21 protein-coding genes are annotated in these 23,328 nt (G+C 64.9%); 11 read left to right on the plus strand and 10 right to left on the minus strand.

Annotation, left to right across the window (positions count from 1 at the left end; genetic code table 11):
• Positions 1-33: 33 nt before the first annotated feature.
• Both GEV01_RS09405 and GEV01_RS09410 read left to right on the plus strand, forming a co-directional pair.
• Positions 34-1,044 (plus strand): alpha/beta hydrolase, encoded by a 1,011-nt coding sequence (locus GEV01_RS09405; RefSeq protein ID WP_152803632.1) that lies wholly within the window; start codon positions 34-36, stop codon positions 1,042-1,044.
• A 110-nt stretch (positions 1,045-1,154) separates the two neighbouring features.
• Positions 1,155-1,841 (plus strand): hydrolase, encoded by a 687-nt coding sequence (locus GEV01_RS09410; protein WP_008449813.1) that lies wholly within the window; start codon positions 1,155-1,157, stop codon positions 1,839-1,841.
• Positions 1,842-1,936: 95 nt separating this feature from the next.
• Here the strand turns inward: GEV01_RS09410 and GEV01_RS09415 are convergent, their stop codons facing one another.
• On the minus strand, positions 1,937-2,884 hold the full coding sequence (locus GEV01_RS09415; RefSeq protein ID WP_152803634.1) for an MBL fold metallo-hydrolase: 948 nt from the start codon (positions 2,882-2,884) through the stop codon (positions 1,937-1,939).
• A 212-nt stretch (positions 2,885-3,096) separates the two neighbouring features.
• On the opposite strand from GEV01_RS09415, the gene GEV01_RS09420 reads away from it, so the two are divergent.
• Both GEV01_RS09420 and GEV01_RS09425 read left to right on the plus strand, forming a co-directional pair.
• Positions 3,097-3,339, plus strand: a complete 243-nt coding sequence (locus tag GEV01_RS09420) for a hypothetical protein (RefSeq protein WP_008449810.1) — start codon at positions 3,097-3,099, stop codon at positions 3,337-3,339.
• A gap of 158 nt (positions 3,340-3,497) precedes the next feature.
• Entirely contained in the window at positions 3,498-4,244 is a 747-nt protein-coding gene (locus tag GEV01_RS09425; protein WP_152803636.1) for a Crp/Fnr family transcriptional regulator, read from the plus strand.
• Here GEV01_RS09425 and GEV01_RS09430 read toward each other — a convergent pair.
• The gene (locus GEV01_RS09430; protein WP_152803638.1) at positions 4,241-4,438 is read right to left on the minus strand and encodes a hypothetical protein; all 198 of its coding nucleotides are present in this window, start codon (positions 4,436-4,438) and stop codon (positions 4,241-4,243) included. The two genes, GEV01_RS09425 and GEV01_RS09430, sit on opposite strands and share 4 nt — an antisense overlap.
• A gap of 165 nt (positions 4,439-4,603) precedes the next feature.
• Here GEV01_RS09430 and GEV01_RS09435 point away from each other — a divergent pair, with 165 nt between their 5' ends.
• The 4 genes from GEV01_RS09435 to GEV01_RS09450 all read left to right on the plus strand — a co-directional run bounded on the left by GEV01_RS09435 (position 4,604) and on the right by GEV01_RS09450 (position 10,508).
• Entirely contained in the window at positions 4,604-6,880 is a 2,277-nt protein-coding gene (locus GEV01_RS09435) for a TonB-dependent receptor (RefSeq protein ID WP_175022993.1), read from the plus strand.
• Positions 6,881-6,889: 9 nt separating this feature from the next.
• Complete coding sequence (locus GEV01_RS09440; RefSeq protein ID WP_152803642.1) at positions 6,890-7,867, plus strand: fatty acid desaturase; 978 nt, start codon at positions 6,890-6,892, stop codon at positions 7,865-7,867.
• The gene (locus GEV01_RS09445; protein WP_152803644.1) at positions 7,864-8,652 is read left to right on the plus strand and encodes a phosphate/phosphite/phosphonate ABC transporter substrate-binding protein; all 789 of its coding nucleotides are present in this window, start codon (positions 7,864-7,866) and stop codon (positions 8,650-8,652) included. Before GEV01_RS09440 ends, GEV01_RS09445 begins: the two co-directional genes overlap by 4 nt.
• Positions 8,653-8,792: 140 nt before the next feature.
• Complete coding sequence (locus GEV01_RS09450) at positions 8,793-10,508, plus strand: methyl-accepting chemotaxis protein (protein ID WP_175022995.1); 1,716 nt, start codon at positions 8,793-8,795, stop codon at positions 10,506-10,508.
• Here the strand turns inward: GEV01_RS09450 and GEV01_RS09455 are convergent.
• From GEV01_RS09455 to GEV01_RS09470, 4 genes are all read right to left on the minus strand, one after another.
• Positions 10,505-12,577 carry a TonB-dependent receptor gene (locus GEV01_RS09455; RefSeq protein WP_152803648.1) on the minus strand — a complete coding sequence of 691 codons (2,073 nt, stop codon included), beginning with the start codon at positions 12,575-12,577 and terminating at the stop codon, positions 10,505-10,507. The genes GEV01_RS09450 and GEV01_RS09455 overlap by 4 nt on opposite strands.
• Positions 12,519-12,992 carry a DUF6702 family protein gene (locus GEV01_RS09460; protein WP_235914290.1) on the minus strand — a complete coding sequence of 158 codons (474 nt, stop codon included), beginning with the start codon at positions 12,990-12,992 and terminating at the stop codon, positions 12,519-12,521. The genes GEV01_RS09455 and GEV01_RS09460 overlap by 59 nt, the downstream gene beginning before the upstream one ends.
• Before the next feature lie 17 nt (positions 12,993-13,009).
• Positions 13,010-15,379, minus strand: a complete 2,370-nt coding sequence (locus GEV01_RS09465; protein ID WP_152803652.1) for a M1 family metallopeptidase — start codon at positions 15,377-15,379, stop codon at positions 13,010-13,012.
• A gap of 113 nt (positions 15,380-15,492) precedes the next feature.
• On the minus strand, positions 15,493-17,016 hold the full coding sequence (locus GEV01_RS09470) for a carboxylesterase/lipase family protein (protein ID WP_152803654.1): 1,524 nt from the start codon (positions 17,014-17,016) through the stop codon (positions 15,493-15,495).
• A 137-nt stretch (positions 17,017-17,153) separates the two neighbouring features.
• Between GEV01_RS09470 and GEV01_RS30925 the strand changes: the two genes are divergently transcribed.
• From GEV01_RS30925 to GEV01_RS09480, 3 genes are all read left to right on the plus strand, one after another.
• The gene (locus tag GEV01_RS30925; RefSeq protein ID WP_217428379.1) at positions 17,154-17,378 is read left to right on the plus strand and encodes a hypothetical protein; all 225 of its coding nucleotides are present in this window, start codon (positions 17,154-17,156) and stop codon (positions 17,376-17,378) included.
• The gene (locus tag GEV01_RS09475; RefSeq protein ID WP_008449795.1) at positions 17,375-18,055 is read left to right on the plus strand and encodes a hypothetical protein; all 681 of its coding nucleotides are present in this window, start codon (positions 17,375-17,377) and stop codon (positions 18,053-18,055) included. Before GEV01_RS30925 ends, GEV01_RS09475 begins: the two co-directional genes overlap by 4 nt.
• A gap of 99 nt (positions 18,056-18,154) precedes the next feature.
• Positions 18,155-19,561 (plus strand): aminotransferase-like domain-containing protein, encoded by a 1,407-nt coding sequence (locus GEV01_RS09480; RefSeq protein WP_152803656.1) that lies wholly within the window; start codon positions 18,155-18,157, stop codon positions 19,559-19,561.
• Between the two features lie 7 nt (positions 19,562-19,568).
• On the opposite strand, the gene GEV01_RS09485 is transcribed toward GEV01_RS09480, so the two are convergent.
• From GEV01_RS09485 to GEV01_RS09500, 4 genes are all read right to left on the minus strand, one after another.
• The gene (locus tag GEV01_RS09485) at positions 19,569-20,285 is read right to left on the minus strand and encodes a PEP-CTERM sorting domain-containing protein (protein ID WP_235914291.1); all 717 of its coding nucleotides are present in this window, start codon (positions 20,283-20,285) and stop codon (positions 19,569-19,571) included.
• Positions 20,286-20,376: 91 nt separating this feature from the next.
• Positions 20,377-22,047 (minus strand): alkaline phosphatase family protein, encoded by a 1,671-nt coding sequence (locus GEV01_RS09490; protein ID WP_152803660.1) that lies wholly within the window; start codon positions 22,045-22,047, stop codon positions 20,377-20,379.
• A 107-nt stretch (positions 22,048-22,154) separates the two neighbouring features.
• Positions 22,155-22,673, minus strand: coding sequence for a GNAT family N-acetyltransferase (locus tag GEV01_RS09495; RefSeq protein WP_152803661.1), 519 nt, complete (start codon positions 22,671-22,673; stop codon positions 22,155-22,157).
• Positions 22,661-23,221 carry a helix-turn-helix domain-containing protein gene (locus GEV01_RS09500; protein WP_152803663.1) on the minus strand — a complete coding sequence of 187 codons (561 nt, stop codon included), beginning with the start codon at positions 23,219-23,221 and terminating at the stop codon, positions 22,661-22,663. The genes GEV01_RS09495 and GEV01_RS09500 overlap by 13 nt, the downstream gene beginning before the upstream one ends.
• Positions 23,222-23,328 lie beyond the last annotated feature (107 nt).

Below are 23,328 nucleotides of genomic sequence, written 5' to 3' on the forward strand. Positions count from 1 at the left end.
TTTGACGGGAGCGCTGTGGCATACTCGGCGGCTATGAAGCTTGCCCCGATTGTCCGCTGCCTTGCCGCTGCCGCCATGCTGTGCCTGCATCTGGCCGCGTCCGCCGCGCCGTGCGTCGAGCCCGCGCCCGATCCCGCCAACACCTACGACGCCGCGCACACCTACGACAAGCTGGTGCGCGACTATCCGTTCATCCGCATCGCCAGCGCGGCGCCGCCGGCGGACGTGAGCCGCGTCGCCGGCCAGACCTATGCGCAGTACGGCGGGCGCTGTTTGAATCTGGACCTGTATCTGCCGCAGGCCGGGCATGCCAGCGCCGGCCTGCCGGTGGTGGTGCTGGTGCACGGCGGCGGCTGGCGGGCCGGCTTCCGCGCCGAGTTCGCGCCGATGGCGGTGCGGCTGGCGCAGCGCGGTTATGCGGCGGTCACGCTCAGCTACCGCCTGTCCGGCGAGGCGCAGTACCCGGCGGCGATCCACGACGTGCGGGCCGCCGTGCGCTGGGTGCGCGGCCATGCCGGCCAGTATGGGCTCGACCCGCGGCGCATCGCGCTGGCGGGCGGATCGGCCGGCGGCCAGATCGCCAGCCTGGCCGGCGTCACCGGCCACCTCGACCGCTTCGATCCCGGCGCAGCCGAAGGCGCCGTATCGAGCGCGGTGCAGGCGATCGTCAACATCGACGGCCTGTCGGACTTCACCACCGAGGCCGCGCTGAAGTACGAAGACGATCCCCGCAAACAGCCATCGGCCGCCGGCGCCTGGTTCGGCGGCCGTTACGCCGAGCGCAGCGCGCTGTGGGCCGAAGCCTCGCCGATCCGCTACGTGCGGCCCGGCATGCCGCCGATGCTGTTCATCGCCAGCGCCCAGGCGCGCTTTTCCGCCGGCCGGGAAGACATGGCGGCGCGCATGGCCCAGGCGGGAGTGGCCAGCAGCACGCTGGTGCTGCCCGATACGCCGCACGCGTTCTGGCTGTTCGATCCCTGGCTGCAACCGACGGTGGACGCCGTGGTCGCCTTCCTGAACCGGCAGATGCCGGAAAAAGGTTAGCCCGGCCTCTCCATTTAGCCAGTGGTTTTCCGTCGGTCCGCGACCTAAGATGAACGCAGCCGCGCTGGATGCAGCGGGCGCGTATCCACCTCATCACAATGGAAGCTATCATGACCAACCCCAAACTCGAAGTATTGACCCCTACGAACTGCCAGCTGATCTTCATCGACCAGCAACCGCAGATGGCGTTCGGCGTGCAGTCGATGGACCGCCAGGCGCTGAAGAACAACACCGTGGCGCTGGCCAAGGCCGCCAAGGTGTTCAACATTCCGACCACCATCACCACCGTCGAAACCGAAGCCTTCTCCGGCCACACCTATCCTGAACTGCTGGACGTCTTCCCGGGCAAGCCCATCCTGGAACGCTCGTCGATGAACTCCTGGGACGACCAGAAAGTGCGCGACGCGCTGAAGGCCAACGGCAAGAAGAAAGTGATCGTCTCGGGCCTGTGGACCGAAGTGTGCAACAACAGCTTCGCCCTGTGCGCGATGGCCGAAGGCGACTACGAGATCTACATGGTGGCCGACGCCTCCGGCGGCACCTCGAAGGAAGCGCACGACTACGCGATGCAGCGCATGATCCAGGCCGGCGTGGTGCCGGTGACGTGGCAGCAAGTCATGCTGGAATGGCAGCGCGACTGGGCTCGCCGCGACAGCTACGACGCCGTGATGGCCATCGTCCGCGAACACTCGGGCGCCTACGGCATGGGCGTGGACTACGCCTACACCATGGTGCACAAAGCACCGCAGCGCACCACCACCAGCCACGAAACGCTGGCCGCCGTACCTGCCAAGTAAAAATCCGGGGTCAAGTCTGACAATTGGACACGAGCTCCACCGTAGTGCTTGCTACGGCGGAGCTCGTGTCCGAATGTCAGACTTGACCCCAGGTGTTATGGGGTGCCGTCGTAGTTGAGGGGCAGCCATGCGTAGGCGCCGTTCTGCGGGCGGATGTGGCCGAGGCCGGGAAAGGCGATGTGCGCGGCGCCGATCAGCATCTGTTTGCCCGCCGCCATCTGCAGCAACTGGCGGCGCGTGGCTTGCGCGTCGGCTTCGCCGGTGTCGTACTTGACGGTGGCGGCCGGATGCGGCAGCTGCAGCGCCGCGACGTGCACGATGTCGCCCCAGATCAGCAATTGTTGCGAACGGCTTTGCACCAGGTACATCGCGTGCCCTGGCGTGTGGCCGGGCGCAGGCAGGGCGTCGATGCCGGGCTCGATCCGGCCGAACGCGGCGTAGGGCTGCCAGCGCGCCTGGTAAGGCGCTGCCGCGGCGACGGCGCTGTCGAAAAAACTGGACAGGAAGGCCGGCGCGGACGCCTTGTTGGCCGGCGTCAGCCAGTAGTCGGCCTCGGCCTGCGACAGCCGCACGACGGCGTTCGGAAACACCGCCGTGCCCTGCGCCGCGATGCCGCCCGCGTGGTCCTTGTGCAGATGCGTCAGCAGCACTTCGTCGACCTGCTCGGGCCGGTAGCCGGCGGCGCGCAGGTGGCCGATCAGCTTGCCGCAGCAGTCGCCGTACAGGCTGCCCGCGCCGGCGTCCACCAGGATCAGTTTGCTGCCGGTGTTGATCAGGAAGGCGTTGATCGAACCTTGCACCGGCGCTTGCAGCGCGGCGTCCGCCAGGTCCCGGGCGATCTGCGCCGGTTCGATGTTGGTCATCACCGTATCGATGGGGAAGGCGTGGGTACCGTCGGACAGCGCGGTGATTTCAAAGTCGCCCAGCATCATGCGGTAGTAGCCGGGCGCCTGCGTGCGCACCTGCGGCGCGGCCGCCTGCGCGGCGGCACACAGCATCAGAGGGCAGGCCAGCAGCGCGGTGGCGAGAGGGGAAACGGTCATGGCAGGATTCCGGTAACGAAGATGCAGCGATACTAGCGCTTACCGCGCCGCCGCACACCTGCCATTAGGCTCCCCCCCTCGGGGGGGCACCCAGGTCAGGCTCCTATAAATTCCACATGGCAATTATTGACTATTGTTCAGCGACGAGCCGCCCAGTCTGCTATACAATCGCCGGATGGTGCACCACGCCCATTTACGCCCCGGAGGCTGCAATGTCTACCACCCATACCTTCCGCCCCGACTATGTCGGCGCAGAGGTCGTCGAAGCCGGTATCGAAGTTGCTGACCGTAAAGGTGCGGACAGTGCCGCCACCTACCTCAGCCAGCGCGGCGTGCCGGAGAATGTGATCCAGCGCGTGGTGTCCGAGCCCGAGCACCGCCGCAATCCGGGCCGCCTGCGCAGCCGCGACGAGCGGCTGATCGAGGAAGCCTCACGCTTCAAATTCAAGGTATAGGCCGTCGAGCACGGCGGCTGCCGTAGGACTGGGACCACAGCGGTCTCTGTCAACTGCCTACAGGTAGCGCGTCCGTACTCCTATAATCGGCCGCACATAGCGCGGATATAGTGTTGTTCATCAGGTCGCAAGACCTACCACTGAACAAGAGGTCCGCCATGTACCAAGCCACTCACACTGCCGTTGCCCAAGACGTAGTGCGCTCCATGCAGGCAGAGGCATCCGCTCCCGCCATCAGCCTGACCGGCGCGCAACAGAACGAGCTGCTGCGCGCACTGTCGCGCGAAGAACTGATCGCGTTGTTCGAGCATCTGGAACTGGTGCCGCTGGCCGCCGGCAAGCACCTGTTCGACTTCGGCGACAAGATGGAATACGCCTACTTCCCCACCAACGCCATCGTCTCGCTGCAATTTGTCACCGAAGACGGCGGCGCCGCCGAGATCGGCGTGGTCGGCCGCGAGGGCGTGGTCGGCGTATCGATGTACGAGACCGAACGCGCCAACTGCTCGGCGGTCGTGCACTGCGCCGGCTACGGCTACCGCATCAAGGCCTCCGTGCTGCGATCGGCCTTCTTCGACGGCGGCGCGCTGGCCCGCCAGCTGATGCGCCATACCAGCGCGCTGTTCGCCCAACTGGCGCAGACGGTGGCCGGCGCGCGCCACGGCAGCATCGAACAGCGCCTGTGCCGCTGGCTGCTGGAACGCCTGGACCGCTCGCTGTCGAACGAATTGAAAGTCACGCAGGAAATGATCGCCAACATGCTGGGCGTGCGCCGCGAGAGCATCACCTGCTGCGCCGGCAAGCTGCAGGAAGAGGGCATGATCGAATATCGCCGCGGCACCGTCGTCGTGCTCGACCGCAGCGCCATGGAGCGCCGCGCCGGCGGCTGCTACGTCCCCGCCTAATGCAAGTACCGTGGCGCGTGCTGGAGCTGCTCCAGCTTGCGCTGCACCAGCCGATACCATGCGCTGGCCCAGCGCGTCGCCCGCACCGATTCCTCCACCGTCTCCGCTGACATGCAGCGCTGCACCGCCATCATCTGGCGGTGCAGTGCGTAGGCGGCGGGCGGCGGCTTGGGGTGGCGGTGTGAAGTATCCATGAACCCATTGTGGACCGCCACCGCCGCCGTGGCTGTACGCTAGTTCACCGAGCCGCCCAACGGCCGGCAGATAAACAAACGCGATTATCTTCGTGTTCAAGATCGCCGCCACTCGCTATACTCCGCCCCTGAGAGACATGATGAAGGGTACAGATGGGTAAGCAAGTGAAAGCATATCGCGCGCTGGCGCTGCTGTCGGCCGGCGCAATGGCCGCCGCGCAGGCCGCCGAGACGGAAGTGGGCACGGAAAAAATAGACCGCGTCGAAGTCACCGCCACCCGCTCGGCCAGCGCGGTCGATGTGCAGCAGGTGCCGGCGGCGATCACCGTATTGAAGCCGGAAAGCCTGACCCGCTACGGGCAGGGCAATTTGAGCGATATCGCCAACCTGGTGCCGGCGATGTCGGTGCAGCAGCAGGCGCCGGGCGTCAACAACATCACCATGCGCGGGCTGGTGGTGCGAGGCATCGTGCCGTCCGAAGTGCAGGATGCATCGCTGGTGGCGGTCTACATCGACGATATGCCGGTGACGCTGAAGTCCTCCAATCCCGACCTGAAGGTGCTGGACCTGGAACGCGTGGAAGTGCTGCAAGGGCCGCAGGGCACGCTGTTCGGCGCGGGCGCGATGGCCGGCGCGGTGCGCCAGATCACGCAGAAGCCCGACCTGGCCGACTTGTTCGGCACGGTGGAGGCGGTGGGTTCGAACACCTCCGGCTTTGGCGGCACCAACCGCAATCTGCGCGGCATGGTCAATGTGCCGCTGAAGGCCGATGTGCTGGGCCTGCGCCTGACCGGATACACCGGCAACGACTCCGGCTACATCCGCAACCAGCTGGCCGGCAGCAGCACCTATGGCAAAACCACCAACGACGTCTCCACCAACCAGGCACGGGCCGCGCTGCGCCTGCGCGCCTCGCCGGACCTGCTGGTCGACGCCAGCATCACCGCCTCCAACATCAAGGGCGGCGTCAACGACGCCTATGCGGGCCTGGCTCCGTACACCACCTACGCGCTGCTGCCGCAGACCAGCAACGACAATCTGCAGCTGTACAACCTGGGCGTGAGCTACGACCTGGGGAGCGCGCAGCTGGTGTCGTCGACCTCCTATCTGCACCGCGACACGCTGTACGTGACCTCGGCCCAGTATCCGGCCACCGCCTTCATCTTCGGCGGCAAGGCGCCGCTGATGCAGGCCGCTTACACGATCGGTAATCGCGTCACCGATTTCGCGCAGGAGTTCCGCCTCAACTCCAAAGGCAGCGGCCCGTTGAAGTGGACCGCCGGCGCCTTCTTCGAAACCGGCAAGCGCAACACGCGCCAGGACGAACCGACCGTCGGCTTCGACGAGCGCTTCGCCGCCACCCACAACTTCCCGGGCTATAACTCGCAGACCAACGACCTGGCCTTCAATCCCAACGATTTCTTCTCCGGCACGCAGAACACCAAGTCGCGCCAGATCGCCTTGTTCGCCGAGGGCACTTACACCGTCTGGGATAAGCTGGACCTGACGGCCGGCGTGCGCCTGTTCCGCGGCACGCAGGACTTCGACCTGCGCTTCACCGGCTTGTTCGGCAACCTGGTCGGCGCCACGCCGTCGGCGCCGGTGGGCCAGCCGGAAGTGAGCAACAGCAGCGCGACCTCGCAGGGCGCCAATCCGCGCTTCGCGGCCGCCTACCATGTCGATGCGGACCATACGCTGTACGCATCGGTGGGCAAGGGCTTCCGTTACGGCGGCAATAACCAGCCGGTGCCCTTCAATTTCTGCGGCGTGAACGCGCCCGCCACGTTCGCGCCGGACAGCCTGTGGAACTACGAAGTCGGCTCGAAGAACACGCTGCTGGACCAGCGCATGACCTTCAACGCCAGCGCCTACGTGATCGAATGGAAGGACGTGCAGGTGTTTAACAAGCTGCCGTGCACCTACTACTTCACGCAGAACGCCGGCAAGATCCGCAGCGAAGGCCTGGAGCTGGAAACCGCCTTCAAGCTGACCCGCCACGCGTCGCTGGGTTTGAGCGCCGCCTACAACCACGCCTACGCCACGCGCACCGTCGTCACCGGCATCGCCGCGCAGAACATCCCGGAAGGCAGCCGCGCGCCATATGCGCCGCGCCTGTCGGCCACTGCCACGGCCAGCTACACGCTGCCGGTGCGCGGTAATGATGAAGTGGGCATCGCCGCCAGCTACGCCTACCACAGCGACGCTTACACCAACTTCGCGGCGGCGCAGGGCAGCTACGCGCAGATACCGTCGTCGAACACGCTCAACGCCACCATCACCTACAAGACCGGCGCCTACGAGTTCGGCCTGTTCGGCACCAACCTGACCAACGGCGCCAAGATCAGCGACGTCACGCCGAACACCATCGCCATCCAGCCGGGAGATACCCTGTTCATGGTGCGTCCGCGTACCATAGGCTTGCGCGCCAGGGCGCGCTTCTAACGGACCGCCATGGACTCCCCCAGCCTGAAGCAGCAGCGTTCCGAATATTTCGATGCGCCACAACGGGCTGAAGTCGCCGCCGAGCGCGGACGCCTTCTGTGGCTGGGGGAGTGGCCGACATGGCTGCTGATCGCCGTGATCCACGGCGGCTGGTTAGTCACGCTGGCGTACTGGCGCCAGATCGGCAACGTGCCCGCCACGCTGCTGATGATCTGGTGGTGCGCCTGGTATATGTCGCTCCAGCACGAGCTGATACACGGCCATCCGACGCGCTGGGTGTGGGTCAACCGCCTGTTCGGCTATGTGCCGCTGGCGGTCTGGTATCCCTACCGCCTGTACCGCGACAGCCATCTGCGCCACCACATCGACTTCCACCTGACGATGCCTGCGCTCGACACCGAGAGCTACTACGTGTCGCCCGAAGTATGGGCCGGCATGAGCCGCCCGGTGCGCCTGCTGTACTGGTTCAACAAGACCTTCTGGGGACGGCTGCTGGTCGGTCCCGCCATCGCGGTCGCCTCGGCGTGGAGCGAGGCGCTGCGCCAGCCCTTGCGCGGCGACTGGAGCAATGTGCCGATGTGGCTGATCCACTTCGCCATGCTGGGCGGGCTGCTGTGGTGGGTGCATGCGGCGTTCGGCATGTCGCCGCTGTACTACGTGCTGGCGATATCGTATCCGGCGCAGTCGCTGACGATGGTGCGTTCGTATTACGAACACCGGCCGGCGGCGGAGCACAAGCAGCGCATCGTGCTCAATGAAGCGGGCCTGTTCTTCCGGCTGCTGTTCTTGAATAACAACCTGCACCTGGTGCACCACGACCTGCCGTCGCTGCCGTGGTATCTGCTGCCGCGCGTGTACCGCGCACGGCGCGCGGCGTACAATACCCGCAGCGGCGGCTTCCATCTGCACGGTTACGGAGAACTGATGCGCCGCTTTGGCGTGCGTCCCGTCGACGCGCCGGTCCACCCCGACATGCCCACATCATGACCTGGAAAATCGCCCTGCCGATGTACAACGTCTCGCCGCGCATCGAGGGCGCCTACGAGGCCCTGTTGCTGGCGCTGGCCGGCGAAGCGGGCGTGAACGCGGAGCTGGTGCGGCCGCATGACCTGCCGTCGTTCTGGCGCAGTCCCGAGCTGCTGCTCAGCCAGACCTGCGGCTATCCCTACATGACGCAATTGCGCGGCGAGGTCGCGCTGCTGGCCACGCCGTGCTTCGATTTCCACGGCTGCGAAGGCAGTGACTATCGCAGCGCCATCGTGGTGCGCGAGGGCGGCGGCATCCGCAGCCTGGCCGATGCGCGCGGACGTGTCGCCGCCGTCAACGAGCGCCACTCGCACAGCGGCATGAATGCGCTGCGTCACGCGGTCGCGCCGCACACCCGCGACGGCCGCTTCTTCGCATCGGTCAAATGGTCCGGCAGCCACGCGGCCAGCCTGCGCCTGGTGCGCGAGGGCGCGGCCGCCATCGCCGCTATCGACAGCGCGACCTTCGGCTACCTCGCGCTGGAACAGCCGGACAGCCTGCGCGGCCTGTCCATCCTGCAGTACTCGGCGCCGTCGCCGGGACTGCCGCTGATCGCCGGCCGCGCCGTGCCGGACGAATTGGCGGCGCAGCTGCGGGCCGCTTTGCTGGCGCCATCGCCGGCCGTTCAGCAGCTGATGAGTGCCTTGCATATCGATCGCTTCGAGCATCGCGCCGATGCCGACTACGAGCGCGTGCTGTTGCTGGAAGCCGAGGCCAGGGCGGCCGGATATCCGGTGTTGACTTAGCGTCAAGCTTGCGTTGCGTTTTTGGTTGTGGCGCGCTGTAATTTGTCCTGGAGTTATTTTGCGGTAACACTGTTCCGTTATACTGGTCTATGGCCGCAGAGACGGCCGGCTCCTCCACCACTACTATGGAAAAAGTCACCATGACTATTACAAAGCGCTTGATCTTGACTCTGTCATTGGCGTTACTTGCGCTGATATTCGTCGGCATCACCGGCCTGACCCAACTCTCCCGAGCGCAGCAGCGCCTCGATGTCGTGCAAACCCGTTTAATCCCCAGCATCGCAGGCCTGAACATGGCCAAGGGCTACCTGGCCGACAGCCGCCTGGCCGGCTACCGCCTGTCGGTGTTCTCCAACCTGGCCGACAAGACGGCGCTGGACAAAGCCTACAACGACGCCCACGCCAAGTTCGACGAGGTGATCGCGACCTACGAAAAAGAACACATCTTCGACGACACCGACCGCAAGATGCTGGAAGCGGACAAGGCCAACATGGCCGCCTACCGTCAGGCGCTGGTGCCGTTCCTGGCCGGCGCCCACGCCGGCGACATGGATGCGGTGCGCGCCACGCTGTTGGCCGGCACGCCGCTGGCGCTGTCCGCCGGCGCGGTCAAGAAAGGCTTCGACGACCATATCGCCTACAACAATAAGCTGATCAGCGACGTGCGCGAAGAGAGCGACGCCGCCTACAAATTCGCCTTCCGCCTGATGGTGAGCGTGGTGGTGCTCGGCCTGCTGGTGACTGGTGCGCTGGCCTGGCAGCTGTACGTCATCATCAAGGGCAGCCTGGCGTCGATACGCGGCACGCTGGAAGACGTCAGCCAGTCGCTGGACCTGACGCACCAGATCAAGATCGAACGCATGGACGAAATCGGCCACACGGCCGTGGCCTTCAACAAGCTGCTGGAGCAGATCGCCGGCGTGATCGACACCGTGCGCGCATCGACGCTGGCCGTCGGCACCGCCTCGCAGGAAATCGCCGGCGGTACCGGCGACCTGTCGCAGCGCACCTCGTCGCAAGCGGCGGCGCTGGAGCAGACCGCCGCCAGCATGGAGCAGCTGACTTCCACCGTCGGCCAGAACGCCGACAACGCACGCCAGGCCAACCAGCTGGCGCGTTCGGCGTCGGACGTGGCGGCGCAGGGCGGCACCGTGGTGGAGCAGGTGGTTGTCACCATGGGCTCGATCAACGAATCGTCGCGCAAGATTGTCGACATCATTTCGGTCATCGACGGCATCGCCTTCCAGACCAACATCCTGGCGCTGAATGCCGCGGTGGAAGCGGCGCGTGCGGGTGAGCAGGGCCGTGGCTTCGCGGTGGTGGCGACCGAGGTGCGCAACCTGGCGCAACGCTCGGCGGCTGCGGCCAAGGAGATCAAGGCGCTGATCGATGATTCGGTGGAGAAGGTCGGTTCCGGCACCAAGCTGGTGGAGCAGGCCGGTACGACGATGCAGGAAGTCGTCGCCAGCATCAAGCAGGTGACCGACATCGTCGGCGAGATCAGCGCGGCCACGCAGGAGCAGAACGACGGCATCGCCCAGGTGCATCAGGCGGTGACGCAGATGGACGAGACCACGCAGCAGAACTCCGCGCTGGTGGAGCAGACCGCCGCCGCCGCGCAGACCTTGCGCGATCAGGCGGACAAGCTGGAGCAAGTGGTCAGCGCGTTCAAGATCAATGCGTCGCATGTGGCGCATAAGGCGCCGGCACGCCCGGCAGCGCGCGCGGTTGTCGCCGTCGCCGCGGCGCCGAAGACGCCGCGTCCCAAGGTGGCCGCCAAAGCTGCCCCCGCCGCCGCGCCGAAGAAACTGAAGACCAGCGCCGGCGACAGCAGCGGCGAGTGGGAAGAGTTTTAAAAGTTCTTGATCAGCGTCGCCCGTAGCGAACGCGATTCGATGGGGTGGAAGTGGATGTCGTTGACCGGCTCCGCTTCCCCTCTCAGTTGCGACGGGTAGTAATAGTCGATCGCCGAATCCTGGCGATTGGTCAGGTTGAAGGCTTCCAGTTCCAGCGTCAATCCCTTCCTGATTTTCCATCCCAGTCGTCCATTCAGCATCAGGCTTTGCTTCGAGCGCACGCTGTTGTTCTCGATGAGCGGGCGCGGGCCGAAGTAGCGCAGCTTCAGCGAGCCTGAATACGGCCCACCGTCGTCCACCGTCAGCGCCAGCTGGCCCGTGCCTTCGATGGCGCCGGGGATGTAATTGCCTTCGGACGCATCGTCGCGAGAACGGGCGCGCGCATAGGCCAGGTCCAGGTCGACCGACAACCACTTCAAAGGCTTGTAGTAGTTGGAGAACTCCACGCCATAGCGGCGGCTGGGCCGTCCCGCCTCGGTGGTGCCGGCATCTCCGGCGAAGCTCAGCTCCGAATCGAAATCCAGCCGGTACAGCGACAGCGACGACTGCAAGCCAGGCAGCCAGCTGCTGCGCGCCCCCAGCTCCATGCCGCGTGACCGCACCAGCGGCGACACCTTGCCGGCCGCCTCGCCGGTCTTGGGATCGATCCGGATGGTGGCGCCACGTGCGTCGTTGCTGTGGAAGCCGTTGCCGATGTTGGCGTACAGTTCCGCCGTCTGCCACGGGCCGTAGATCACGCTCAGGCTGGGGCTCGCCAGATGGTCGCTGGCCTTGCCCGAATTGGCGGCCAGGCTGCTGCGCACGTCGAAGCGGTAGCTGTCCACGCGTACGCCCGCCACCGTGCGCAAGGCGGCGTTCCAGCGCGTGTTGTTCTCGACGTAGAGCGCGGCGCTGGATTCGACGATGTGGTCCTGACGTGTGACCGACAGCGGCTTGCGCGCCTGCGTGTTCAACAGACCGTTAAAGATATTATCGTTTTGCAGCTGGACGCCGATGGTGGTGGCGCTGTTGTCGCCGTCCGTGTGCTGGTGCCAGCTGTGGCTTGCATTCAGGCCGGTGGTGACGCGCTTGTCCGGCTGTGCGAACTGGTCGCCGTGCAGCGGGTCGTCCATGAAGTAGGTGAAGTTGGAATACAGGTCCAGCTGGTTGGCGATCAGGTAGGCGTTGACCTTGGACGCGCTGTCGTCGCTGGTGCGGCGCCATGCGCCGGAAAGGCTGTAGCGGTGGGCCTTGCCGCCGTCGGTATTGTCGATGGCGTCGTTGCGGCCGATGCTGCCGTCCTGCACGGCGCGCAGCGGAATCTGGTCGGTCGAGTTCCAGTCGGCGCGGTAGGCCATCAGGCTGACGTTGTAGCCGTTGTTGGCATAGCCTTCGCTGTAGCGCAGCACCGCGTTCAATTTTTGATAATCGTCGGGACGCGTGTACGAGCCGTCGTTGTGCAGCGCTTCAATCGCGTACAGCAGGGTGCCGTTGCCCGCGTCCAGCGAATCGGCCAGCAGCGCGCGGCCGTAGCCGTGCTGGCCGGCGGACGCGGTGGCTGTGCCGCGCAGCAGCCGGTTGGCGTACACCACCGACGCCGTGCCGGCCGAAGCGAAGTCGCCTTCCTCGGCGGAGTAGGGGCCTTTCTTGTAATCGAGCCGCACCGCCAGTTCCGGGATCAGGAAATTCAGGTCGGTCCACCCCTGGCCGTGTGCGTGGCTGCGCTGGTTGACGGGCATGTCGTCGACGGTGGTGCGCAGGTCGGTGCCATGATCGAGATTGAAGCCGCGCAGGTAGAACTGGTTGGCCTTGCCCTCGCCGCTGTGCTGACTGACGATCAGGCCTGGTACGGCTTCGAGGATTTCGCCGGGACGGTAGACGGTGCGCGCCGCCAGCTCCTGCTGCGTGATGCTGCCGGCGCTGGCCGCATCGGCCACGCCCAGCTGGCTGGTGCGCGAGCCGTCGACGAAGACTCTTTGCAGGATCTGGTCGTCGGCCTGCGCCGAGCCTAGCGCGAACAGCAGCAGATATTTAACGGGTGGTTTGATCGATGCTGCCTTGATCGAAGATGAGAGTCTGGACGGGGCCATCGGTTTGCAGATTGACTGTGTTCTTTTGAGATGGCAGGAAGTCTATCAGCAGCGCGTTGTGTATGCGAGTCGCGGGCGCCAGTTTCAGGCCCTCGATCTCCTGGAAGATGACGATGCTGTCGGCATCTGCCTTCACGCCCACCCAGTTCAGCGGCAGGCGTTTGTGGTCCGGGCCTTCGAGGTAGAACTGCTTTTCCACGTAGCGGCGCAGCGGTGCTTCGCTGTCAGCCTGGCCCAGGTCGAGATTGCGGCCGTAGAGATTTGCCAGCAGCGTGGCGACATCGTGCGCGGTGTAGGTGTGCACGATCTCGGTATTGCCGGTGCGGTCGTTGTAGCTGATGTCGGCTATGCCCATGTGAAAATTATGTGCGTGAGCCGCCGTGCCGGCAAACGCCAGCACGGAAGCTACGATCAAGCGTAAAGCGCGCGACATCATTCCGACGACGAGTCCTTCGACGACTTGTCGCCCTTGCCCTTGAGCGGGGTATTGTAGTCGCGCATCAGGTTGTTGCGGTCACGCTCGGTCTTGAACAGCTCCATGCGCGACTGCGTCACCTTGCGCGGCCAGGCGTTGTTGCTGGTGTCGATGTCGGCGGTTTCCCAGTATGGATCCTGGGTCAGGCTCACCATCGGCTCGTCGGTGACGATCAACTTGGTGATCTTCTTCGGCGAGTAGCGCCATACTTCGGCCGGAATGCGCTCGATGTACTTCTTGCCGCTCTTGAGTTCCACTTCCAGGATCAACGGCATCACCATGCCGCCCAGGTTGGAGAAGTCCACCAGGTACAGGTGCTTGCCCTGGGCCAGCAGCTTCTTCTCCCACGGCTCCAGCTTCTCGATGGCTTCGGCGTAGGTGTTGCGGTCCTTGTTGGTGACGGTGAACTCGTCATGCTCGTTGTAGAAGTCCTTCAGCTCCGGATGCTCGCTCAGGCGCTTGGGCAGTGCCTTGTTGCGCTGCTCGGAAATCGAAATCGGCTCCGCATCCTTCTGCGCTTTTTTCCAGGCCTTTTCCTTTTCAGGATCCTTGGTGCTCACGCCGTATTCGCTGATGCCGTCGATGCTGATGTCCACCGCGTCGGTGGTGTAGAACCAGCCGCGCCAGAACCAGTCAAGGTCGGTGCCGGACGCGTCTTCCATGGTGCGGAAGAAGTCGGCCGGGGTGGGGCGCTTGAACTTCCAGCGGCGCGCGTATTCCTTGAACGCGTAGTCGAACAGGTCGCGGCCCAGGATGGTCTCGCGCAGGATGTTCAAGCCGGTGGCCGGCTTGGCGTAGGCGTTGTTCCCGAACTGGAGCAGCGACTCCGAGTTGGTCATGATGGGCACCTGGTTCTGGCTGCGCATGTAGTCGACGATGTTGCGCGGCTCGCCGCGGCGCGACGGGTAGTTGTCTTCCCACGCCTGCTCGGCCAGGTACTGCACGAAGGTGTTCAGACCTTCATCCATCCAGGTCCACTGGCGTTCGTCCGAGTTGATGATCATCGGGTAGTAGTTGTGGCCCACCTCGTGGATGATGACGCCGATCAGGCCATACTTGGTCTGCTGCGACCAGGTGAGGGCACCGGTCTTCTTGTCCTTGGCCGGGCGCGGGCCGTTGAAGGAGATCATCGGATACTCCATGCCGCCGACCGGGCCGTTGACCGAGATCGCGGTTGGATACGGATAGTCGAAGCTGTACTTGTTGTACTGGTCGATGGTGTGGATGATGGCCTGGGTGCTGTACTTGCCCCACAGCGGATTGCCTTCCTTCGGATAGTAGGACATCGCCATCACGTTGGTGGAATCCTTCTTGAAGCCTTGCGCATCCCAGATGAATTTGCGGCTGGAGGCCCAGGCGAAGTCGCGCACATTGGCGGCCTTGAAGTGCCAGGTCTTGGACGCGGTGCTGACGGATTTCTCGGCCTTCTCGGCTTCTTCCTGCGTCACGATGACGACCGGCGCGGTCGCGGTGCGCGCCTTGGCCAGGCGGTCGCGCTGCGTTGCGGTCAGCACGTCGTTGGGGTTTTGCAGTTCGCCGGTGGAGGCCACCACGTGGTCGGCGGGGACGGTCAGCTGCACATCGTAGTCGCCGAATTCCAGTGTGAACTCGCCGGAGCCCAGGAACTGCTTGTGCTGCCAGCCCATCACGTCGTAGTAGGCCGCCATGCGCGGATACCACTGGGCGATTTCGAACAGGTCGTTCTTGTCGTCTTCGAAGTGCTCGTAGCCGGCGCGGCCGCCCAGCACCTGCTGTTCGTTGATGTTGTAGGACCAGTCGATATTGAAGGCGAAGCTCTGGCCCGGCTGCAGCGGCGTGGGCAGGTCGATGCGCATCATGGTGCGGTTGATGGTGTACTTCAGCGGCTGGCCGCCGGCCGACACGGTCTTGATCTTGTAGCCGCCGTCGAACTCGCGGCCGGCCAGGATGCTGCGCATGCCTTCGAACTTGTAGCCGTCTTCCGGCGTGCGCGGCTTGGCCCATGCTTCGCGCGAAGGCTGCGTTAGCATCATGCGGGCGTCGGAATCTTTTTTGTAGATGTTCTGGTCGAGCTGCACCCACAGGTAGCTCAGCGTGTCGGGCGAGTTGTTGTGGTAGTTGATTTGCTCGCTGCCGGTGATGGCGCGCTTGGCTTCATCGAGCGTGGCGCGGATCGTGTAGTCGGCGCGCTGCTGCCAGTAGGCGGCGCCGGGCGCCCCGGAGGCGGTGCGGTAGGAGTTGGCGCTGGGGAGAACCTCATCCAGCTGGCGGAACTTGTCGTCGAAAGGCTCCGCTGCAAACGCGGATACGGTGAAGCAAAGAGCCACAAAGCTGAATGTCTTGCGCATAGTTTGTATTCCTGGTGTATGCCCGAATAAAAGAAGCTAGTGTATAGCAACTTTTCAAAGAATTACCGGGGGATACAATAAAATACAAACTAAGTGGCAGTTTTCATTTTTGTTTAGTTGGTTTTCCTCTGTTGGTCCTGGAAGGCGTGGTGGGCGTCGTCGGTGGCGGTGATCGCGGCCGATGGAACGTCCAGCCGCATCAGGCGGGAACCCTTGCCGCTGCTGGCGCGCGGCCATTCGGGCAGGCCGGCGCCGTTGGGGTTTCCGGTCTTGATAAAGTTGGCGAAGTAGGTCTGCATCTGTACCGACAGCGCGTGGTCGTCGGCGCTCCATGCATAGACTTTATTCGTATCGAGATTGCCCAGCGCGTATTCGATTTCGACCGAATGGCCGGCGCCTTCCTGGCCGGGGCGCGGATGCGCGTAGTAGTAGCGGTAGACCGGCTGGCCACTGGTGCGCGCGTGCGTGTCCAGCCACTTCCAGGTGCCGTGGGCGATGAACAGATCGCCGGCCAGGTCGTTCGCGGCTTGTTTAGTATCGCCGCTGTAGGCCAGCAGTGCGGCGTCGGCGCGCGCGCCGTACATCTCGCGCAGCACCTTGCTGAAGTTCTCAGGCGTCGGCGGGTTGTCGCGCAGGACGTTGGAGTAGTGGCCTTCCTGCGAATTCCAGCCCGCCAGCAGCGGCACCTTGGCCTGCTGGCCGGCGGTGTAGATGGCGAGCGGGCTGCGGGGCAGCACGTAGCCGTCCTGGATCGCGGTGAGCCATGGCGCGTCCGGGCGTTTGAGTGTGTCGAGCAGCTGCTGCGCGGGCATGGCGCGCAGCGCGGCCAGCGTCGGAGCGCCGATTGCATTGGCGAAGGCGGCGCCGTTCTTTTCCGCGAGCGCCAGCGGCAGCGGGGCGTTGTGGCCGAGCAGTGAGCCGCTTTCGCCGATGGCGCCGGCGATCAGGCCTTTGGATAGAGGCGTCATCATCTGCGCGCTGACCGACCATGAGCCGGCCGACTCGCCGGCGATGGTGACGCGCTTTGGGTCGCCGCCGAAGGCCGCGATATTTTTCCGCACCCATTGCAGCGCCGCCGCCTGGTCCATCAGGCCGTAGTTGCCGGAGGCCTTGTGCGGCGACTCGGCGCTCAGTTCGGGGTGGGCCAGGAAGCCGAAGATATTCAGGCGGTAGTTGACGGTCAGCGTGACGATGCCTTTGGCGGCCATGCTGGCGCCGTCGTAGCGCGGCTCGGAACCGTCGCCCGCCGCAAAGCCGCCGCCGTAGAAGTAGACCAGCACCGGCAGCTTGTCCTTTGCCGATTTGGCGGGCGTCCAGACGTTGAGGTACAGGCAGTCTTCGCTGACGCCGTCGGAGCGGAACACCATGTCGTCGAACAGCGGCAGCTGCATGGCGCGCGGGCCGAAGCGATCGGCCTTGCGCACGCCGCGCCACTTCTGCGCCGGCTGCGGCGCCTTCCAGCGCAGATCGCCGACGGGCGGCGCCGCGAATGGAATCCCTTTGTACGATTTGATGCCGGAAGCCTCCAATGTACCCTCGACCACGCCGGCGGCGGTCACGGCGCGTGGCGATGAGGCCGCCAGGGCCGAGGAAGCGAAAACGCCGGAAGCGATCAGCATCAAACCAAATTTGTTCATATCGTTTACCAAAGAAATAGCCGTGGCGTCACTATAGCTGGAATGCTTTCCAGTGGCGATAGAAACGATACGCGTCAATCGGACGTGGGGAACTTGAGAGTAAACTTCACGACGACCTATCCATCCTGTTCACGATCATGGCAGCCCAACTCATCCCAAGAAGCGCGAGCATCCAAGAGCCGTTATCAGAGCTTGACCGGAAATTATTGGCGCGACAAGCCAAGCTCATCAAGGCACTAAAACTTCGGCGGTCGTACCAGCCGCCTGAGCCACCGTTATCCCGAGAAGAAGTACAGCAAATTGGCCGGCGCATCGGCATCTGGACCGCCACCGGAAAACTAACGGCGTCCTATAAAAAATGATGCGCGACATTGCAGGTCCGGCAGTCGTTGCCTATCACGGCTGCGATCTCAGCGTGGCCACGGACGTTGTTTCCGGGAGCATTCCTCATTTATTGCCGAGTAAAAATCCGTACGACTGGCTGGGTGACGGCATCTATTTTTTTGAAGACGATCCGGTGCGGGCACAGAAGTTTGCGGAAACTGCGGCGGAGATGCCTGCTTTGCGTTTGACGGCTAAGCCGATCCTGCGTCCTTATGCGGTCGGTGCCGTTATACGGCTTGGTCACTGCCTGGATCTCTCCAAGCAAAACGGCATCGATGAATTCAGATTGGCCTACGAAACCTTGGTGCAAAGTATGGGCGAGGAACAGGAGCTTCCGACCAATAGAGCAGCCAGTCAGGAAGACAAAGAGGGCATACTGCATCATTTGGACCGGGCGATAATTAACTTTATCCACGGCCAGCGGCTCAGTCTCGGACAACAGGCATATGACACTGTCCGTGGATTTTTCTGGCAAGGGGCGCCTGTTTGCCCGACGTCGGCTATTGGTCGACTTTCACATGTGCAAATCGCAGTAAGAAACACCGCTTGCGTTCTCGGCTACTTCCATCCCCAGTCGCCAACGGCTGACCGTTTTCAGGGCTTGGAGCGAATCCCGCCTCCTCCTTATCGAAAGAAAATACGTTCCGCTAAATAGGCGATTTCGCCGCTCCGAGTGCTGGTTTTATCGAGGCATGGTTGAATGTCGGGTTTTGATGCATACTGGCTAGAGGCAAAAACCATACATTCGGACTAAATGTCGAAGTCGAAATCCATACAAGATGAAAGCCAGGCCATCGCCTGGCTCGGCCGGTTCGAGCAGCACGCCGGGCCGCGCTATATGCAGATCGCCGATTTTGTCGAGCGGGGGCTGGCCGACGGCCGTCTGAAGCCGGGCGACCGTCTGCCACCGCAGCGTCGCCTGGCGCTGCTGCTGCAGGTCGACCTGACCACCGTCACGCGCGGCTACGACGAGGCCAGGCGCCGCAACCTGCTGGAGGGGCAGGGCGCGCGCGGCACCTACGCCGCCACGCCCAAGGTGGAGCTGGCGCAGCTGCTGGACCTGAGCATGAATATTCCGCCGCCACCTGACGGCATCGACTTCGACGATCTGCTGAAACAAGGCCTGGCCCAGGTGCTGCTGCGCACCGACAGCGGCCTGCTGATGAACTACCACCTGGGCGGCGGCAGCCAGGCCGACCGCGCGGCCGGCGCCGCGTGGCTGGCGCCCATGCTGGGCCGGGTGGACGAGGAGCAGGTGGTGGTCTGCCCCGGTGCGCAGTCCGCGCTGGCGGCGCTGATACTGACCTTGAGCCGGCCCGGCGACATCATCCTGGCCGAGCCGGCGGTGTACCCAGGCCTGCGCACGGCGGTCGCGCAACTGGGGCGGCGCGTGCAGGCGGTCGAGGTGGACGCCGCCGGCATGCTGCCGGACGCGCTGGAAAAAGCCTGCGGCAAACAGCGCGTGGCGCTGCTCTACCTGAATCCGACGCTGCAAAATCCCACCACGCACACCATGCCGGCCGCGCGCCGGCGCGAGATCGCCCGCGTGGCTGCGCGCTGCGGCGTGCAGATCATCGAGGACGATCCCTACTGGCTGCTGGCCGGCGCGCCGCCTCCGCCGCTGGCGCACTACGCGCCGCGCCAGGTCAGCTATATTTCGACGCTGTCCAAGTGCCTGGCGCCCGGCCTGCGCACGGCCTTCGTGCTGCTGTCCGATCCGCAGCAGCGCGAGGCCTTCATGGCCGCGCTGCGTTCCTTCGTGCTGATGCCGGCGCCGCTGACGACGGCGCTGACCACGCAATGGATACACGACGGTTCGGCCCAGCGCTTGCTGGCGGGTGTAAAGGAGGAGGCGCGCAAGCGCCAGCTGCTGGCGCACCAGCTGTTGGCCGGCAAGGCGGAGGCGGGCGGCGATGGCATCCATGTCTGGCTGCCCCTGCCCGGTTACTGGACCGCGCATGAATTGGCGCGGGCGGCGCAGGCCGAAGAAGGCCTGGCCGTGACTTCATCGGAAGCGTTCTACGCGGGCCCCCGCCCGCCGAACGCGATCCGTATTTCGCTGGGCTCGATCCGCGACAGCCACCGGCTGGCGGCCGCCTTGCGCAAGCTGTCGCAGCTGTTGGCGCGCAAGCCGTCGTCGCGGCATCAAGCCCTGATCTGAACCCGGATCAGCCGCGACGCGCGCGGCGGCGTGCCAGGCCGATCAGGCCCAGGCCACCGAGCATCATGGCGTAGGTTTCCGGTTCCGGTACCGCGGTGACGGTGCCGTTGACGGCGAACGGCAGTTCCACCGACAGGCCGCTGCCGGCTTCTTCCAATGTGGCGAAGGCGCCGCCGCCGGTCGCTTGCGCGGCGTTGCCTTCACGGGCGTCGGAGGTAGGCGGCTGCCAAGGACCGGACAGGCCGGTGCCGGACAGGCCCCAGGTCAGCCAGTAGTGGCCGGAGCCCAGCGTGATGTCGGTGATGTCGGCGTCGATCTTGTAGATGCCGCGCTGCTTGTTGGTCAGCGTGGTCTCGGTGACGCGGTAGCCGGCCAGGCCGCCATTGGTGACGCCGGTGGTGCCGGAGGCAACCACGGTACCCGAATTGACGTCGGCGCCCGAGACGATGCTCCAGGTGGCCGAAGTGAAGCTGAAGGCGCCGGCGCCGGTCTGGTAGCCGAAGAAGCTCAGGCTGGAGACGTTCCAGCTCTTGCCTGCCGTGACATTGAAATCGTCGGCGACGAAATTGCCCACACCGCTTTGCGCACCGAAGCCGAAGGTAGTGGCGCCCGGTCCGAGCACGGAGACCCCGGTGGCGTCGACCACCGGGCCATTGTTATACAACTCTGCGGCGTTGGTAACGCCGGCAATCAAAGCGAGTACTGCGAATGCGATCTTTTTCATCATTTCCCCATCTCGGTTGTAAGAGATGAAAAAATATCATCATTCCCCGCTGTTGCCAATTAATTATTTCAAATATGCAAATAACAATTGGTCAACGTAGCGTTTCCGTCAGTACCCGGCCTTCGGCGCCGGACGGCGGGCGCACTTGCAGCAGATGGGCCAGGGTCGGCGCGATGTCGACCACTTCCGCGTACTGGCCGTAGGCGCCCGGCTTGATCCAGCGTTTGCCCATGATCATCAGCGGCACATTGGTGTCGTAGGCGTACGGCGAGCCGTGCGAGGTGCCGCTGGTGCCGGTGCCGAAGTACCAGTAAGGCTTGGTGACGACCATCAGGTCGCCCGAGGCTTCGCGGTTCCAGGCGCGGCGCATCAGGGTGGCGATGCGGGTGGTGTTGGCGGCGCCGCTTTCGAGCTGGGTGCGGGTGTAGGCTTCGACGATGCCGTTCTGCGCCAGCAGGTAGCGGGCGGCGGCGCTTTCCACGTCCTCGCGTTTCAGACCGCTCTTGTCGATCTGCGCGTAGTCGAGGTGGATGTTGGGCAGCGACCAGGCGCTCAGCAGCTTGGCGCCGCCGAATTTTTCCGACAGGTGCTTGTCGAGCGCGGCCATCAGCTTGTCGCCGTCGATGCGCTGGGCGTCGTTGTGCTGGGTCTGGGCGAACTCCGGCGTGTTCGGGAAGCCGTGGTCGGCGGTGAGCACCACCAGCACATTGTCCATGCCGACTTTTTTGTCGAGGTAGGTGAAGAAGTCGGCCAGCATGCGGTCCAGGCGCTGCAGGTGGTCGTGCGACAGCTTGCTTTCCGGGCCGAAGGCGTGGTTGACGTAGTCGTGCGCCGACAGGCTCACGCCCAGCAGGTCCGGCACGCCGGCCGGATTGCGGCCGAGGTTTTCGCCGTCCACCGCGGCGCGCGCGAAGTCCAGCGTCAGCTGGTCGAGGAAGGGGCCGGTCTTCAGGCTGTTGTAGTAGCCGGCGTCGATCTCGCCGCTCTCGCTGTAGTAGCTGTACGGCAGGCGGTTGTGGGCGCCCGCCTTGACCTGGTTCAGGTCGGGATTGGCGTCGCCGGCGTAGGCCGCTTCCGGCAGCAGCGCCGTCCACGACTTGCCGTAGTAGCGGTCCTGCGGCTTGGCGGCCTGGTATTGCTGGACCCAGCCCGGATGGGCTTTCATGTAGAAGGTGCTGCTGGCGAAGTTGCCGCTCTTGTCCATGTACATGTAGGCGGTGCCGGTCTTGCCCGCCAGCAGAATCGCGCCGCGGTCCTTGCCGGACACGGTGACGACCTTGCTGCGGCTGCCGGTGGCGTAGCGCAGCTGGTCGCCCAGCGTGTCGACCTTCAGGCGGGTCGGCGCGGTGCCGTCGCTGGACTTGGTTTCTTCGCCGATGTAGGTGTAGTTGGTGTCTTCGGTGCAGTACACCGATTTCTTGGTGATCGGGTCGATCCAGTTATTGCCGATCACGCCGTGCACATACGGGTAGGCGCCGGTCAGCACGGCGCTGTGGCCGATCGCGGTGACGGTGATGCCGTGCGCCTGGTGGGCGTTGCTGAACGACGCGCCCTGGTCCAGCATGCGGCGCAGGCCGCCCTGGCCGAACTGGTCGCGGTAGCGCAGCAGCTGTTCGTTCGGCAGGCCGTCCACCACCAGCACCACCACCAGCTTGGGCTGGGCCGCAGCGGCCGCGCTGGCGGCAGGGGCGGCGGCATAGGCGCCCAGGGCTAGGCAGGAAGTCGCGATTACGAGTGCGGGCAGGGACAGTTTCTTTGTCATGTTGGGTCGTCGTCAGGTTGAAAGATGGTCGGGCGCACAGCCTACCATGCGCCCGCGACATCGTACTCCATCCTTGTGACGGCTCCATGACAGGCGCGGCGGTCCCGCTACAGCTGCAGGTGCATGAAAGTGGTTGCGCCCAGCGTGCCGTCGGGCAGGGCGGCGTAGCCGGGCACCACGCCGGTGACGGCGAAGCCCAGCTTTGCATACATGGCCTGGGCCGGGAAGCCGGTGCAGGTGTCGAGCACCAGCAGCGTGCGGCCCAGCGCCCGCGCGCTGGCCAGCGCGTGTTCCATCAGCGCCTGTGCGATGCCTTGCCGGCGCGCGCCGCTGTGCACCAGCATCTTGGAAATCTCCGCCCGGTGCCGGCCGTTGGGCATGCCGCCCACCACCAGCTGTACGGTGCCGCACAGCGCGCCGTGCGCATCGTGGGCGACAAACAGCAGCCGTTCGCCGCTGGCGATCTGCGGCGCCAGCGACAGCCAGAAGTCCTGCGCTTCCGCCAGCGGGCAGGGCAGCAGGAAGCCGACGCTGGCGCCGTGCAGCACGCAGTCGCGCAGCACTTCGGCGAGGTCGGGCGCGTGCCGGCGCAGGCCGTCGGCATCGAGTTGTTTTATGGTGGGCATATGGCGATCAGGTAGCGGGCCGGCGTGGGCCCGGGACAGAAAAAGCGCGTGGCGCCGAACAGGTGGAAACGCAGGCAGTCGCCCGCCTGCAACTGGTGGGTGGCGCCGTCGAGGGTGTAGTCCAGCGCGCCTTCGAGCAGCCACAGATGCTGCTCCATGCCTGCCACCGGCGCCTGCTCGTAGTCGATGCGGGCGCCGGCCGGCAGCCAGCCTTCGACCAGCTCGACCGCGTAGCCGCGCGCCGGCGGCGACACCATGCGGCGGCGGAAGCCGGTGTCGGGGTCTTGCCACAGCGGCTGGTCGGCGGTGCGCAGCAGCTCGCCGGGCTGGGCTTCGGCCTCGGCGACCAGGCGCGACATCGGCAGGCCGAACACGGCGCACAGCTTGCCCAGCAGGGCGGCGGTGGGGCTGGTTTCCTCGCGCTCCAGGCGCGACAGCGTGGCGCGGCTGATGCCGCTGGCGGCCGCCAGCTCGTCCAGCGACAGGCCGCGCTCTTCGCGCAGCGCGGCCAGGCGGCGGGCCAGGCGGGATTCGATATCGCTTCTCATAAGTGAGAATATATCCCGATTTTGGGAATCAAGCAAGGCGCGGCTTTGGTTTATCGGCGTTACTTCTGCGTTGTATCAATCCCGCGGCCATTGCTGCCAGTATCTTT

It is taken from the genome of Rugamonas rivuli, assembly GCF_009380165.1.
GTDB classification, from domain to species: domain Bacteria; phylum Pseudomonadota; class Gammaproteobacteria; order Burkholderiales; family Burkholderiaceae_D; genus Rugamonas; species Rugamonas rivuli.

Coding starts and splice junctions, on each gene's coding strand:
- GEV01_RS09430 (WP_152803638.1), bottom strand. CDS start 4,438: ATGGATACTTCACACCGCCACCCCAAGCCGCCGCCCGCCGCCTACGCA.
- GEV01_RS09420 (WP_008449810.1), top strand. CDS start 3,097: ATGTCTACCACCCATACCTTCCGCCCCGACTATGTCGGCGCAGAGGTC.
- GEV01_RS09500 (WP_152803663.1), bottom strand. CDS start 23,221: ATGAGAAGCGATATCGAATCCCGCCTGGCCCGCCGCCTGGCCGCGCTG.
- GEV01_RS09440 (WP_152803642.1), top strand. CDS start 6,890: ATGGACTCCCCCAGCCTGAAGCAGCAGCGTTCCGAATATTTCGATGCG.
- GEV01_RS09475 (WP_008449795.1), top strand. CDS start 17,375: ATGATGCGCGACATTGCAGGTCCGGCAGTCGTTGCCTATCACGGCTGC.
- GEV01_RS09485 (WP_235914291.1), bottom strand. CDS start 20,285: ATGAAAAAGATCGCATTCGCAGTACTCGCTTTGATTGCCGGCGTTACC.
- GEV01_RS09480 (WP_152803656.1), top strand. CDS start 18,155: ATGTCGAAGTCGAAATCCATACAAGATGAAAGCCAGGCCATCGCCTGG.
- GEV01_RS30925 (WP_217428379.1), top strand. CDS start 17,154: ATGGCAGCCCAACTCATCCCAAGAAGCGCGAGCATCCAAGAGCCGTTA.
- GEV01_RS09425 (WP_152803636.1), top strand. CDS start 3,498: ATGTACCAAGCCACTCACACTGCCGTTGCCCAAGACGTAGTGCGCTCC.
- GEV01_RS09450 (WP_175022995.1), top strand. CDS start 8,793: ATGACTATTACAAAGCGCTTGATCTTGACTCTGTCATTGGCGTTACTT.
- GEV01_RS09445 (WP_152803644.1), top strand. CDS start 7,864: ATGACCTGGAAAATCGCCCTGCCGATGTACAACGTCTCGCCGCGCATC.
- GEV01_RS09490 (WP_152803660.1), bottom strand. CDS start 22,047: ATGACAAAGAAACTGTCCCTGCCCGCACTCGTAATCGCGACTTCCTGC.
- GEV01_RS09405 (WP_152803632.1), top strand. CDS start 34: ATGAAGCTTGCCCCGATTGTCCGCTGCCTTGCCGCTGCCGCCATGCTG.
- GEV01_RS09415 (WP_152803634.1), bottom strand. CDS start 2,884: ATGACCGTTTCCCCTCTCGCCACCGCGCTGCTGGCCTGCCCTCTGATG.
- GEV01_RS09455 (WP_152803648.1), bottom strand. CDS start 12,577: ATGGCCCCGTCCAGACTCTCATCTTCGATCAAGGCAGCATCGATCAAA.
- GEV01_RS09410 (WP_008449813.1), top strand. CDS start 1,155: ATGACCAACCCCAAACTCGAAGTATTGACCCCTACGAACTGCCAGCTG.
- GEV01_RS09470 (WP_152803654.1), bottom strand. CDS start 17,016: ATGAACAAATTTGGTTTGATGCTGATCGCTTCCGGCGTTTTCGCTTCC.
- GEV01_RS09465 (WP_152803652.1), bottom strand. CDS start 15,379: ATGCGCAAGACATTCAGCTTTGTGGCTCTTTGCTTCACCGTATCCGCG.
- GEV01_RS09495 (WP_152803661.1), bottom strand. CDS start 22,673: ATGCCCACCATAAAACAACTCGATGCCGACGGCCTGCGCCGGCACGCG.